We start from the raw sequence: 12666 nt of genomic DNA, 5'->3' as shown, positions 1-12666 counted from the left end.
AAGCTATACCATGCCGAGCAGATGTTGCGGGCAATCGTGATCGACTTGCGAACCAAGCAGACAAAGCGCGAGCAAACGGCCAAGGCCCAAGGGCAAGTGCCTGCGGCACCCTCAACCCACCTTGATGACCACCTTCCCGAATGCGCCCTTGGCAAGATGCTCGTAAGCTTCACGCGCCTGCTCAAACGGATACACCTGGTCGATGACAGGGCGGATATCGTGTTGGTTGAGGAACTCATTCATCCGCTCGAACGATGAACGTGGCGCAACGGCAATGCCACGCAGGGTGGTCTGGCGGAAGATCAGCGGCATCAGGTTGAGCGCTACGGTCTGCCCGGTCAAAAAGCCGATTTGTGCAATGCGCCCGGATGCCTTGGTGGCAGCGACCGACTGATTGATACCGCTGCCGCCCGCGACATCGAGCAGCAGGTCGACACCCTTGCCTGCGGTGAGTTTGAGCACCTCATCCGCCCAGTCCGGCGTCGTCCGGTAATTGATGCCGGCTACCGCTCCCAGACGCTTGACGGCGTGCAGGTTGTTGTCGGAACTCGACGTTGCGATCACCTTTGCACCAAGCGCGGTGGCAATCTGCACAGCGAAGATGGAGACCCCGCCTGTGCCCTGGACCAGTGCGGTTTGCCCCGGTAGGATCTGGCCAAAATCCACCAGTGAGTACCAGGCGGTGAGCGCGGCAATGGGCAATGTAGCCGCCTCTTCATCGCTCATATTGGCGGGCGCGGCCACGGCGCTGTCCTGATGGATGATCATGTACTCGGCCAGGCCGCCCGGCAGCGGCGAACCGAAGCAGTAATCCGGTTCGTGCGGCCCGGGCTCGCCATCCAGCCAGCGCGAATACAAATGGGAGTTAACCCGGTCGCCGACGTTAAAGCGCGTCACACCCTCTCCCACCGCTACCACGGTGCCGGCAGCGTCGCTCACCGGGATCAACGGCTTGGGCACTTTGTGCGGCTCATAGATGCCGTCAACGATGGCCTTGTCGCGAAAGTTGAGAGATACGGCGCCGACCTTGACCAACAACTCGCCAGCTCGCGGTTGTGGGGTGGGTGTTTCACCCAATTGCAGGTTGTCTAGGCCGAAGTCTTTCAGTAACCACGCTTTCATGATGAATCTCCCAATGCAGGTAATGGCCGCAAACCACAATCGATCTGCCTTGGGCGCATTTTTCGCTACTGGCTACCCGCAATAAATGCACAAAAAAAGACATGATTGTTCTATTCTGAGATAACAATCACCTCCGGCCATGGGAACCGTCATGGAATTGCTGCAATCAATGCGCCTGTTCGTCCGGCTGGCGGAGCTCGGCAGTTTCACCAAGGCCGCTGAATCGCTGGACATCGGCCGCCCCCAAGTCACCCGGTATATCCAGGAGTTGGAAGCGTCATTGGGCGTGCGTCTGTTCCAGCGCACCACACGCAAGGTGGCGCTCACTACCGAAGGCGAGCGCTTTTACGCCCGGGTGCAGGACATCCTCGCGGATATCAGCTCCGCCACCGGCATGTTCGACCGTACCGGGGCGACGCTTGCCGGCCGTCTGCGCATCGATATCCCGACCGCTTTCGCACAAATGGAATTGATCAGCAGCCTCAAGGGTTTCACCGACCGTTTTCCCGGCATCAACCTGATACTGGGGGTGACCGACCGGGCCGTTGATTTGATTGGCGAAGGCATCGATTGTGCGTTGCGCATCGGCGACCTGCCTGATTCAAGCCTGGTCGCTCGGCCTATCGCCCGGGCCACCATGGTCACCTGCGCAAGCCCCGGCTACCTGCGTACCCATGGCCGCCCCGAAACCCTCAAGGACCTGGCCAGCCATCGCGGTGTCAATTTCCTGTCCGGCCAAAGCAACCGCGCATTGCCTTGGCATTTCTCGGTCAAGGGCCAGGATCGTACGTTGCTCTGTGAAGCGGGTATCACCGTCACTGAGTCTAATGCCTACGTGCAGTGCGGCGTGTCGGGCTTCGGCATCATCCAGGCGCCCGGCATCACGGTGGCCGAGCACCTGCACACCGGCGCGCTGGTGGAGATCCTGCGCAGCTATCGGCCGGCCCCTCGTCCGGTGTCGCTGTTGTACCCAAGCCGGACACACTTGGCACCGCAGGTGCAGGTGTTTGTTGAGTGGTTGCAGGAGAACTTTGTCCAGCTGCACGCTGCGTGGCTGAGCCAATAGTTGCTCCAACCGTTGCGCCCGATCCCAATGTGGGATCAGAGCAAAATCGTCCATGCCCGGTACGCCCCACCCACGCTGGATCCATCGAGGTCAGCTGGGATGCAGAACAGGACAGCGTCTTTCACGTCAGGCTTCCCATCGAAAAGTACCCCCGAGATACTCGGGGGAATTTTTCGGTCTAGCGATAAGATCGCTTCACTAGAAGCTGTAGCGCGCAGTCAGTTTCAAATTACGTGGGTCGCCATAGATGTCGTACGGGTTATAGCCGCCACTGGCCACACTGCTGTAGTACACACGGTCGAACAGGTTGTTGACGTTGAGCTGCAGGTCCAGTTGCTCACTGGCCTTGTAGCCGGCTACCAGACCGACCACGGTGTACGAGCCCTGCTCGTTTTTCCAGGCTGTGGCACCGGCGCCTCCGGCGGTGCGGATGCGGCTTTGCTGGTAGATATCGCCACCAACGCGCCAGCGCTGCAGTTCACCGGGCAGGTTGTAGATTGTCGAGAGCTTGAACAGTTGACGCGGTTTCTTGCGGTCGAAGTCTTCGCCTTCCCGGGCGGCGTTGGCATCACTGACGTATTTTGTCTGGGTGTAGGTGTAGCCGGCAGCCAGTTGCCAGTTATCGGTGAGGGCGCCCTGGATCTCCATGTCGATGCCACGGCTGCGTACCAGGCCGGCAGCTTCGGAGCAGGCACTGGCCGGGCCTGAGCCGCAACCTTTGATGTCAGGCAGATCTTGGGCCCGATTCTTCTGGTCGATCTGGAAAACCGCCATGCTGGCGTTCAATGCGCCATCGAAGTATTCGCCCTTGATACCCACTTCGTAGTTCTCGCCCACGATAGGCACGATCGCTTTACGGTCGACGCCTTTTTCGGTCTGCGGCTTGAAGATATCCGTATAGCTGACATACACCGAATGATGGGTGTCCAGGTCGTAGACCAGGCCGGCGTAGCGCGTCAGATTGCGCGTGACCTTGTAGTTGTTTTCACGATCGGCACTGTCTTCGAAATCGTACCAGTCGACACGGCCGCCAAGGATCAGCGAGAGCGGCTCGGTCAGGCGCAGACGGGTGCTGGCATAGACGCTGTCCTGAGTGGTGGTCTCAGGGCGGCCGTTGTCGCCCCTGACATAATTGGGCTTGGCATGTCCCCGTGGGTCCCACGTGAAGAGATTGATGCCAGTGTCGATGTAATTACTCCAGGCTTTGCCAGACCGATAATCCAGCTTGCGCTTGCTGACGCCCAGGGTCAGGTCATGCTGCTCACCGAGCAGTTGGAAGGGGCCGCTGAGCGCCAGGTCGTAGCCGGTTTCCTTCTGCTCCATGGCTTCCGTCCACAGATAGTGGCGGTTGTACTCCCATATCGACGAGGCCAGTACGTCAGTGTCGGTCTTGGACTGCATGGCGGCCGCACGCAGCGTCCAGTCGTTGGGCAAGCCTTGCTCCAGGGTGGCGAAATAGCCGGTGGTGCGATTGTCCGAGTATTCCCAGTCATGCCCCAGGAAGGTGTCGCGTGGCAGCCCGAGGTGGCCGCCGCCACGGGCCATCGGCAATCCGCCCCAGATATAGTTGGTGTGGCTCTTCTGCCGGTAACCGCCCAGGGTCAGGGTGGTATTTTCACTCAGGTCGGCATCGACCACGCCGTAGAACAGATCATTATCGCTCTTCACCGAGTCACGGAAACTTTTGGCGTCCTGGCGCGAGACCACGGTGCGGGCGCGCAGGGTGCCGCTGTCACTGAGCGGGCCACCGACATCCAGCGTGCCGGTGTAATCGTCCCAGCTGCCGGCACTGCCGGTGAGCGTGCCCTGGAACTGCCGGGTCGGGCGCTTGCGTACCAGGTTGATGGCGCCCGCAGGGCTGCCGGCGCCCTGAGCCAGCCCATTGGGGCCGCGCACGATCTCCACCCGGTCATACATCGCCAGGTTCGCGTCGCCGCTGGGCAGGTAGGTCAAGAAGCTGGTGGGAAAACCGTCGTACATGATGTTGTCGACGTCAAAACCCCGTGAGCTGAACGTAGGCCGCCCAGCGCCGCCGGCGTTATTCAGGAAAAGCCCAGGCGCACTCTTGACCACATCGCTGATGGTGGTCATGGCTTTGTCGTCCATGCGCTTGCGCGTCACTACGCTGACCGACTGCGGTGTTTCGCGCAGGCTCAAGGGCAGCTTGGTAGCAGTCTGCATAGCCCCGGTGGTGTAGGAGCCGCTGTTTTCGGTAGTCTGGGTCAGCCCCTGGCCGGTGATGCTGGTCGCGCCCAGCTCCAGGGCTGTATCCGAGACCTGCGGTGTCAGCAGGTAGAGGCCATTACCCTGCGCTGAAACTTGCAGGCCAGTGCCCTGTAGCAGTTGCTGCAGGCCGCCCTCCACGCTGGTGGCGGCATTCAGGCCAGGGCTGCGCAGACCTTCCACCAGGCCCGGTTCGATGGGCAGGGTAATACCCGCCTGGCTGGCGAAAGTTGAGAGTGCGCTACTCAAGTTACCGGCCGGCACCTGGTAGGCCCGCGTCTGCTGCACGCCTTGCTCGGCGGCCAGCGGCGCAGCGGCAGTCAGGCTGCCGCCCGCAATAATCAAGCCCAGTGCGGCCGCGTGTACTGCCCGTGCCAGTGGTTGCATGCCCTGCGACGTTGCCATGTGTTCGTCCCCGCCCCATGAAAGTGATGTTGTTATGAGAGGGACACGTAACTCGACTAAAACACGACACTCTTTTTTACGCGTTTGTACGTGCCGTGACAGTCACCCAGTAAGGCGTGCGGTAATGGACACTCACCGGCAGCGTCTGGCTGAGGGCGTTGAGAATCTGGTCGGTGTCGCGCAACTGGAAAGCGCCGGAAATCAGCAACCCGGCGACAGCTGGATCGCAACGCACCAAGCCGGGGCGATAGCGATCCAATTCGTGGATGAAGTCATCCAGGCGCATCTTTTCTGCGCGCAGTACGCCACCAAGCCAGTCCAGACGGTTCTGCGCCACTGGCATCGGGGGTTCCACCGCCTGGTTGTTGACATAGGTCTGCCGGCCTGCCGCCAGGCGCATCATGGCGTCCTCCCCTCGTGCAAGCCGCGGGCGCACACCAGCTGCGCCGTCCAGCGCGGCCAGGTAGGTGTTGTGCGGGTATTGGCGCACCATAAGGCGGCTGCCGAAAAGGGCAATGTGTGCTTCGCCAGTCTCGACGAGGAACGCCAGCCCTACGGGCCTATGGGGCACCTCGACGAGCATCTCGCCGGCGATAAGACGTACGCGACGCATGCTGTCGTCGTAGGCGATGTCGACAGCGCTGCCGGTGTTCAGCCGAATCTGCGCGCCATCCGGCAGGTTCAGGGTACGCTGCTGCCCCGTGGAGGTCCGTACGTCCGCCTGCCACTCGCGCCATGGCAGGCTGCGGTGTGCGGCAATGCCCAGCGGGGCGGCAGCGATCAGCAACGCCAGGGTCTTGAGCACCTGCCGCCGCTCCAGGCCGCGTGGGCGCTCGAGCGCTGCGCGCTCTGCAGGTCCGGCAAGCTGCTGGGCCCGAGCGCAGAACTGCTCCGCCAGTTGCCAGGCCCGTTCGTGATCAGCATGCAGCGCCCGCCACTCTGCGCCAGCAGCATGTTCGGCGGCGCACGCGCAGCTGTTCTGCAAACGCACGAACCAGTTGGCCGCTTCGCGGGCAATACGCCGGTCGATGGGCGTGTTATTCATGCCGCGCACTGGCTGGCGAGCACAATGCATTCTTCAAAAGCCCGCGCAAGGTAGCGTTGCACCGAACGCACGCTCAGATCGAGCCGGCTGGCGATCTCTTCTTGCGTGTACCCCTCCAACTGCGCCATCAGGAAGGCCTGCCGAGTTTTGGCGGGCAATAGGGCAAGTAGCTGGTCGATCTCGTCGAGCGCTTCAAGCACCAACGCCTGATGTTCCAGCGACGGCGCCAGCTCTTGCGGAGTTTGCGCCAACGCGACCAGGTAGGCTTGCTCCAGTGAACGGCGGCGGTAGAGGTTGAGGGTCAGGCGATTGGCGACAGTGGCCAGATACGCACGCGGGGTCGTAAAGTCCGGCGGCTCGCCAGGCCCACTGCTGAGCAGCCGCACGAACGTATCCTGGGCCAGGTCCGCCGCATCGGCGGCATTGCCCAAGCGCCTGCGTAACCAGCCCTGCAGCCAACCGTGGTGGTGGCTGTAGAGATGACCAATGGACTGGGACGAGTGGTGGCTTGCCGATGAAGTAGACTGCACGATATTGACAGATGTTAATGAGAATTCATCTCATTCTATCAGCGAAAGCGTGGTCTCGCGCAAGTAAAAGGTTGTGACTTGACACAGGGCTGGATACATCTGCAACTACGCGTGCCTGTCGTAATACCAGGAGCGTAGATTGACTGGTCAGCGTCAAACGAGTGGAGTAACCATAATGAAATACGACGAAAAACTGATCGCGGAAGCTGTGCTGACTTTGCTGGCAACCTTCAGCACCAATATATGCTCATACACCTGACACCTGCCAATCCGGAGCCGCCATGGACCTCGCCACTCTCGCCCTCTTCCTTCCCGCCTGCTTCGCCCTGAACATGGCGCCCGGCCCCAACAACCTGTTGTCAGTGAGCAACGCTACCCGCTATGGCTACCGCACTTCCTGCCTGGCCGGTATCGGCCGCCTGCTGGCCTTCGCCGGCATGATTGCCCTCGCCTCCGCCGGGTTGGCGGTGGTACTGCAAACGTCGGAGCTGTTGTTCTATGGGATCAAGATTCTTGGCGCGGCGTACCTGTTTTACCTGGCCTATCAACTGTGGCGTGCCGACCCGCAGAGAGAGGCGGACACTGCCACGAATAAAGTCGGTTTGTGGGCCTTGGCGCGGCAAGAGTTTCTGGTAGCGGCGGGCAATCCAAAAGCCATCCTGATCTTCACTGCCTTCCTCCCGCAGTTCGTAGTACCCGGTCAGCCCATCACCGCGCAATTTGCCCTGCTGGGCGCGATGTTCCTGGCGCTGGAGTGGGTCGCCATCAGCGCCTACGCCTATATGGGCCTGCATATGCGTCGCTGGTTTGCCGAGCCACGGGGCAAACACATCTTCAATCGCTGCTGCGCGGGGTTGCTGTCGGCGGCGGCGACGGTGTTGTTGACGGCGCGCAGGGCTTAACGCTGTATGGGCAGACCATACCTGACCTCCACCAGAGGTACACCGCCCCTCTCAAGATGGCGCGCAGTTCCTGCTTCCTCGATACATCCTGCGCGGTGATAAAAGCGGATAGCCCTTTCATTACCAGCCAGGACCCACAGGGTCAAACGCTGATACCCCTGCTCCAGCAAGTCCTGCAGGCCCGCCTTCCACAAGGCTATCCCGACGCCAGTTTGCCAATACTCGGCCAGAACGTAGATGGCCATGACCTCACCTGCATTGCTCCCAATGGCATCCTCGTCACGGCTGGCGCCGACGGCAATCCAGCCAACAACCTGCTGGTTCACCTCGGCAACCCATACAATCGGCTCACCTGATGCAATCGAGCGAACCCAGTAAGCTTCACGTCGAGCCAGCGTTGATTCCAATCCCTTCAAGAATTGGGCAGGCATCACGTCACGATAGGCGGCTTGCCAACTGCTGATATGCACCTGGGCGATGGCCTGTGCATCGGAGGGTAAGGCCTTGCGGATCATGGACGTATGCCTTTATCGGACATTGAATGAGGTGATCTCAGTATGCATGCGCGTGTATGACGAAATAAGTTTCGCTGTGACTGCCGGGAGGGCCGCTATGTAGATCGCAAGTATCGATAAAGGGTCTGACGACTGATATCAAAATCCCGCGCCAATTTGGATTTGCTTTCTCCAGCGCCAGCGCGGTCAATTAAACTTACAACCTGATTGTCAGACAGTTTCTTCTTGCGCCCCCTATACGACCCGCGAACTTTTGCAGTGGCAATGCCTGCTGCCTGCTTTTCTCTCGTTGCAGCGCGTTCAAACTCCGCAATCAGCTCCATGACTGCGATGATGGGCTTCACAACTTCAAGACGGTCATGGCGAAAAATCAGGTTTTCATGCAAAAACTCTAGCGTGACCTGTTTTTCAATCAGTGTGCGAATGAGAGTGCACAGTTGCTCCGTACTGGAGGAGAGCGATGCCATGCTGTCCACTACTACAGTATCTCCGCATTGTAGGTAGCGGATTAGCCGTTCAAAGCCTGCGCGATTCACGCAATTATCTGCAGGCTCGTCACAAAATACGGCGTCAAACACGTCATGGCTGCCCATGTTCTCTACGATGCCCTCGAGCGCTTCTAACGGGAGCCGCAAATACCTGACGCGATGCAATCTCATGATGCCTCCTTGGCAATACTTGTACGCAGTCCTTTTATACTTGTACAAAGTGTCACTAAATAACAATTCTTTACACAAACACCTGTAACACTGAACCCACCCAAAATACACAGTTGCAAAGAATTTAACTTGTCTTATCATTTTGAAGCTTGAAGGATGCTAACAAATTATTTTTAACCCGTCGATTTTGCATTTATTGAATGACATGCACTGAATTTGCACACCTACTGTTTTATAGCTCAGGCAATTGACTTGACCGGTTTATCAGGCCCGGTAATTTCGCGATGCAAGCGGAGGATAAGTAGATGAAAGTCTTGGAAAACGCCATCGAAATTGATCGACTAACTACCGATCAGGAAAAAATTGACAACGTAACCCGCAGTATTACCGATCATGGCAATTACCTGCGCAAGCGGTATCCGATCCTGCAGTATCAAAATACGCTGGGGGCGAGTGTCATGGTGTTTTCCCTGGCTGGCATGATTGTCACGGGAGGGCTCTACATCAACGGCTCTATCCCCGCATGGGGGTGTATTTTGATCAACGCGCTGCTGACTTCGTTTATTCATGAAATCGAACATGATTTGATTCACCGTCTTTATTTCAGAAAACAGCCGTTGGCCCATAATGCCATGATGTTTTTCTGCTGGCTGGCTCGACCGGGAATGCCCAGCCCCTGGTTAAGACGCAACCTGCACTTTCATCACCATAAAGAGTCCGGAACTGATTCGGATGTGGAGGCCTGGATCACCACCAGTGGTAGCCCGTGGGGCCTACTAAGGTTATTGAAACTGCTAGATGGTTTTGTCTTTGGCTTTCTAAATGCGGTGTTCGCGCCGGGCTGGCGGCAAAAGGTAAGATTGTTGGGCAAGATTATCCGCCTCAACACGCCTTTCGGGCTGCTGTATTGGGGGTGCTGGTATGTGTTCCTCGGCTACCACCTGTATGCCTGGCTGGCGCCCATCATGGGAACGGAGGCTTACACTTCTGCTGCGACATTGAAGTTGATGAATATTGTCGACAGCGCCGTCGTCATCCTTATTGCGCCGAATATGATACGCCAGTTCTGCCTGTTTTTTATCAGTTCAAACATGCACTATTACGGTGACGTAGCACCACGCAATGCGATACAACAAACTCAAGTCATGAACCCTTGGTGGCTGTGGCCATTCCAGCTGTTCTGCTTCAACTTCGGCAGCACCCACAGCATTCATCACTTCGTGGTCAGAGACCCGTTTTATCTCCGCCAGATGACAGCACCTTATGCCCATAAAGTCATGGCGCAGGCAGGTGTCAGGTTCAATGACTTTGGCACATACCATCGCGCCAACCGCTATTGCATGGACCACTCTAAAACTCGGTCGCGAGGGTGAATGCATTCAAGTCCAGCAAGTATCAAAGGCACTACTTCATATACAAGGAGCTGAAGTATGAAAGCACAAGGAATCTGTGCGAAACAGTTCGAAGCAGTCAAGCAAGCCTTCGAAGACATGTTTGATGATCCGCAGGAACGTGGGGCCGGGCTTTGCGTGCAGGTAGGCGCAGAAAGGGTTATTGACCTGTGGGCTGGCGTGGCCGATCAAGAGGGCACGCAACCCTGGACCCACCAGACCCTGGCCAATACCTTTTGCGTGATAAAACCCTACGTCGCGGTGGCCGTTCTGATGCTGGTCGAAGCAGGCAAGTTGGAACTGGACGCGCCGGTGGCCCGTTACTGGCCGGAGTTCGCCCAGAGCGGCAAAGCCAAGGTCACCTTGCGCCAGGTAATGAACCACACTGCCGGCCTGCCGGCGCTGCGTGCGCCCGACCGTAACCCGAGGATGTATGACTGGGAACATATGCTGCGGGTGCTGGAAGCCGAGCCACTGTGGTGGGCCGCGGGAACCGACCTGGGCTACGGCACCACTACGTTTGGCTGGATTCTCGGTGAGCTGATTCGCCGGGTCGACGGGCGCGATCCCTGTGCCTTTATCCACGCAGAGATTCTGGATCCCCATGGCCTCGAGGTTCACCTGGGCGTGGACGAGCAACACTTTCATCGTATCGCGCGTTTCGACAGTGCCACGGGGCGAGTCGGTGATCCCTATTCGCAAGCATTGCGAACCGTGCTGAAAAGCCAGCCAACGCATATCGCCACCCTCGCCTTCACCAACCCCGGCATGGTGCCCAGGCGCACCAGCGACCCGCGTTGGTGGGCCTATCGGCAACCGGCCGTGTGTGCCCATGGCACCGCCCACGGCCTGGCCGGGTTCTACAGTGCATTACTGGCGGGAAATTTTATCGGTCGCGAACTGCTCAATGAGTTCACGCAAGAGCACAGCCATGGCATGGATCGCGTGTGGATGCGCCCGATGCGTTATGGATTAGGCTGCATGCTGGAGCAACAACGTGACCCGTCGGCGTCCCACGCGATGGGCCCACACACCTTCGGCCATATCGGCCTGGGCGGCCCGATAAGTTTTACCGACCCCGAAGCACAAGTCAGCTTTGGTTTTGTCACCACCACCTCGGGCAGCCACTCGATGATTGATCCGCGCCCTGGGCGGCTGTCTTCTCTGGTGTATGCGGCGCTTTAAGCAATATAGGCGATTGAGTCTCTGCTTCAACCCTCAATCTCCCCGTTACGAATGGCGATCCTGATGGCTTGCGCCGTTGTCGCCACCCCGAGACGCCGGCGCGCCGAACGCAAGTGATTCTCCACGGTGCGCTCCGACAAACCGAGGGTAGCTGCAATATCTGCCTGACGCCGGCCAGCAGCCGTCCACGCCAGCACTTCCCGCTCGCGCTGCGAAAGCTTGCCTGCCCATTCACCCACAGGCGGCTCAAGCAACCTGCGTGCACAGAAAAAAGCCGCTGTGGCGACCATACACAACCCCAGACGTACGCGTGCCGAACCTTCCACCTGCTCGCCGCCCAGGCTCATGGCGCCCTCAAGCCCTTGCGGCCCGAACACCGGCACCTGCAACCCTTGCACGCCAGAGCCACTCGGCGCACGCACGACCTGGTAGAGCTCCCCGCCTTGCTCCTGCACCTTGCTCCAAAAGAAGGCTTCACGTGCCTCCAGGACATGGCGCGTGAACGGGCAGCGACGCACATAGGTCCGGGCGTCAACACGTTGGCTGTCACCGAACCAATCGCCTTCCACCCAGTAAATGCGCTCAACCACTTCATCGCTCACCGGGGAAGCGGAAAACAGCACAAACCGATCATAGCCGTAGGGCCTGGCGAAACTGCGTACCGCCTGTTGGACCGCCTCAAGCTTCTGCGCCGCCTCAATCTCTAGAACGGCGCGCATAGCCCTCTCAGCAGTGGCCTCACTCACTGCGCCGCAACCGCCTTCAGCAATGCATCCGCCGCCAGCTTGCCAAGGTTGTTGCCTGCCAAGGGACTGTCACCGGTCAGCAGCTTGCGATCCTGCAACGTCGCTCCGGATATGTCCTGATTGACAATCTCAACCCCCAGCGCCTGCAGTTGCTCGCCGAACTTCCAGGTCAGATGGCCCGGCATATAGCCAATGTCGGGGGTCGTGGCATCGAGAGCGTCGGGAAACGCGCAGATCTTATAACCGCTGAACAGATAAGCGTCCCTGGACTCACCCACACCCGCCGCGAGCAGCGCAGCCGGGCCATGACACAGCGAAATCACGAACTTGTCCTTCGCGACCATCCACTCCAGCACCGTCTTCACCTCGGCACTCTCTGGCAAGCCGATCAACGCACCATGCCCACCCGGGATAAACACGCCGATATAGTCCGAGTCCTCGCCCAGCGCATTTTCAATCACCTCGGCCAGCTTGAGCGGGCGCTTGAACTGGTTGCGGTACTTGGCATAAAAGCCCTGCACTTCCACGTCTTCGGAAGGCATGGCCCAGAATTCGAACTTCACCGGGTTGCCCGACAGGGTCGCGATGTCGAAATCGAAGCCGGCTTTATCCAGGTGATACATGGGCAGCAAGGTTTCGACCGGGTGATTGCCCGTGGAGAACATCGTGCCGTTGTCAGTCAGCAGGTAGCGCTCATCAGCACCGATCACCAGGACCTTCCAGCGCCCGCCCGTGTAGGGGTTGGGATAGTCGGCGCCACTGAGGTCGGATTTGGGTGAGGTGAATTGGCTGAGGGAATAGGGAGACGGGAAAAACGCGTTGTCTTCGGCCTGATCCGGGGTGGGTTGCTTGTCGTCACTGTGATGGGTCGTCATGA

12 protein-coding genes are annotated in these 12666 nt (G+C 59.0%); 4 read left to right on the top strand and 8 right to left on the bottom strand.

Features of this window, described 5'->3' with window-relative positions; translation table 11 throughout:
- Nucleotides 1-111 precede the first annotated feature (111 nt).
- The gene (locus tag FRT59_RS17805; RefSeq protein ID WP_153871870.1) at nt 112-1122 is read right to left on the bottom strand and encodes a zinc-dependent alcohol dehydrogenase family protein; all 1011 of its coding nucleotides are present in this window, start codon (nt 1120-1122) and stop codon (nt 112-114) included.
- A 151-nt stretch (nt 1123-1273) separates the two neighbouring features.
- On the opposite strand from FRT59_RS17805, the gene FRT59_RS17800 reads away from it, so the two are divergent.
- Nucleotides 1274-2188: a LysR family transcriptional regulator gene (locus FRT59_RS17800; RefSeq protein ID WP_153839610.1), complete on the top strand. Its 915-nt coding sequence runs from the start codon at nt 1274-1276 to the stop codon at nt 2186-2188.
- A 198-nt stretch (nt 2189-2386) separates the two neighbouring features.
- Here the strand turns inward: FRT59_RS17800 and FRT59_RS17795 are convergent, their stop codons facing one another.
- The 3 genes from FRT59_RS17795 to FRT59_RS17785 form a co-directional block, all read right to left on the bottom strand.
- Nucleotides 2387-4816: a TonB-dependent siderophore receptor gene (locus FRT59_RS17795; protein ID WP_153871869.1), complete on the bottom strand. Its 2430-nt coding sequence runs from the start codon at nt 4814-4816 to the stop codon at nt 2387-2389.
- Nucleotides 4817-4892: 76 nt separating this feature from the next.
- The gene (locus FRT59_RS17790; RefSeq protein WP_153871868.1) at nt 4893-5861 is read right to left on the bottom strand and encodes a FecR domain-containing protein; all 969 of its coding nucleotides are present in this window, start codon (nt 5859-5861) and stop codon (nt 4893-4895) included.
- On the bottom strand, nt 5858-6391 hold the full coding sequence (locus FRT59_RS17785) for a sigma-70 family RNA polymerase sigma factor (protein ID WP_198809852.1): 534 nt from the start codon (nt 6389-6391) through the stop codon (nt 5858-5860). Before FRT59_RS17785 ends, FRT59_RS17790 begins: the two co-directional genes overlap by 4 nt.
- Before the next feature lie 281 nt (nt 6392-6672).
- Here FRT59_RS17785 and FRT59_RS17780 point away from each other — a divergent pair, with 281 nt between their 5' ends.
- Nucleotides 6673-7293: a LysE family translocator gene (locus FRT59_RS17780; RefSeq protein WP_153871867.1), complete on the top strand. Its 621-nt coding sequence runs from the start codon at nt 6673-6675 to the stop codon at nt 7291-7293.
- On the opposite strand, the gene FRT59_RS17775 is transcribed toward FRT59_RS17780, so the two are convergent.
- Nucleotides 7290-7808: a GNAT family N-acetyltransferase gene (locus FRT59_RS17775; protein WP_153871866.1), complete on the bottom strand. Its 519-nt coding sequence runs from the start codon at nt 7806-7808 to the stop codon at nt 7290-7292. The genes FRT59_RS17780 and FRT59_RS17775 overlap by 4 nt on opposite strands.
- 95 nt (nt 7809-7903) lie before the next feature.
- Nucleotides 7904-8467, bottom strand: a complete 564-nt coding sequence (locus FRT59_RS17770; RefSeq protein ID WP_153871865.1) for a recombinase family protein — start codon at nt 8465-8467, stop codon at nt 7904-7906.
- A gap of 305 nt (nt 8468-8772) precedes the next feature.
- On the opposite strand from FRT59_RS17770, the gene FRT59_RS17765 reads away from it, so the two are divergent.
- Nucleotides 8773-9840 carry a fatty acid desaturase gene (locus FRT59_RS17765; RefSeq protein WP_153871864.1) on the top strand — a complete coding sequence of 356 codons (1068 nt, stop codon included), beginning with the start codon at nt 8773-8775 and terminating at the stop codon, nt 9838-9840.
- Between the two features lie 57 nt (nt 9841-9897).
- On the top strand, nt 9898-11043 hold the full coding sequence (locus FRT59_RS17760; RefSeq protein WP_153871863.1) for a serine hydrolase domain-containing protein: 1146 nt from the start codon (nt 9898-9900) through the stop codon (nt 11041-11043).
- A 26-nt stretch (nt 11044-11069) separates the two neighbouring features.
- On the opposite strand, the gene FRT59_RS17755 is transcribed toward FRT59_RS17760, so the two are convergent.
- Both FRT59_RS17755 and hchA read right to left on the bottom strand, forming a co-directional pair.
- The gene (locus FRT59_RS17755; protein WP_153871862.1) at nt 11070-11762 is read right to left on the bottom strand and encodes a PA1136 family autoinducer-binding transcriptional regulator; all 693 of its coding nucleotides are present in this window, start codon (nt 11760-11762) and stop codon (nt 11070-11072) included.
- A gap of 23 nt (nt 11763-11785) precedes the next feature.
- The gene (hchA, locus tag FRT59_RS17750; protein WP_153871861.1) at nt 11786-12664 is read right to left on the bottom strand and encodes a glyoxalase III HchA; all 879 of its coding nucleotides are present in this window, start codon (nt 12662-12664) and stop codon (nt 11786-11788) included.
- Nucleotides 12665-12666: the final 2 nt, after the last annotated feature.

This window comes from Pseudomonas haemolytica, from assembly GCF_009659625.1.
Lineage (GTDB): Bacteria > Pseudomonadota > Gammaproteobacteria > Pseudomonadales > Pseudomonadaceae > Aquipseudomonas > Aquipseudomonas haemolytica.
This window is presented reverse-complemented; position numbering and strand designations above follow the sequence as displayed.

Coding starts and splice junctions, on each gene's coding strand:
- FRT59_RS17790 (WP_153871868.1), bottom strand. CDS start 5,861: ATGAATAACACGCCCATCGACCGGCGTATTGCCCGCGAAGCGGCCAAC.
- FRT59_RS17775 (WP_153871866.1), bottom strand. CDS start 7,808: ATGATCCGCAAGGCCTTACCCTCCGATGCACAGGCCATCGCCCAGGTG.
- FRT59_RS17805 (WP_153871870.1), bottom strand. CDS start 1,122: ATGAAAGCGTGGTTACTGAAAGACTTCGGCCTAGACAACCTGCAATTG.
- FRT59_RS17800 (WP_153839610.1), top strand. CDS start 1,274: ATGGAATTGCTGCAATCAATGCGCCTGTTCGTCCGGCTGGCGGAGCTC.
- FRT59_RS17795 (WP_153871869.1), bottom strand. CDS start 4,816: ATGGCAACGTCGCAGGGCATGCAACCACTGGCACGGGCAGTACACGCG.
- FRT59_RS17760 (WP_153871863.1), top strand. CDS start 9,898: ATGAAAGCACAAGGAATCTGTGCGAAACAGTTCGAAGCAGTCAAGCAA.
- FRT59_RS17780 (WP_153871867.1), top strand. CDS start 6,673: ATGGACCTCGCCACTCTCGCCCTCTTCCTTCCCGCCTGCTTCGCCCTG.
- FRT59_RS17765 (WP_153871864.1), top strand. CDS start 8,773: ATGAAAGTCTTGGAAAACGCCATCGAAATTGATCGACTAACTACCGAT.
- FRT59_RS17770 (WP_153871865.1), bottom strand. CDS start 8,467: ATGAGATTGCATCGCGTCAGGTATTTGCGGCTCCCGTTAGAAGCGCTC.
- hchA (WP_153871861.1), bottom strand. CDS start 12,664: ATGACGACCCATCACAGTGACGACAAGCAACCCACCCCGGATCAGGCC.
- FRT59_RS17755 (WP_153871862.1), bottom strand. CDS start 11,762: ATGCGCGCCGTTCTAGAGATTGAGGCGGCGCAGAAGCTTGAGGCGGTC.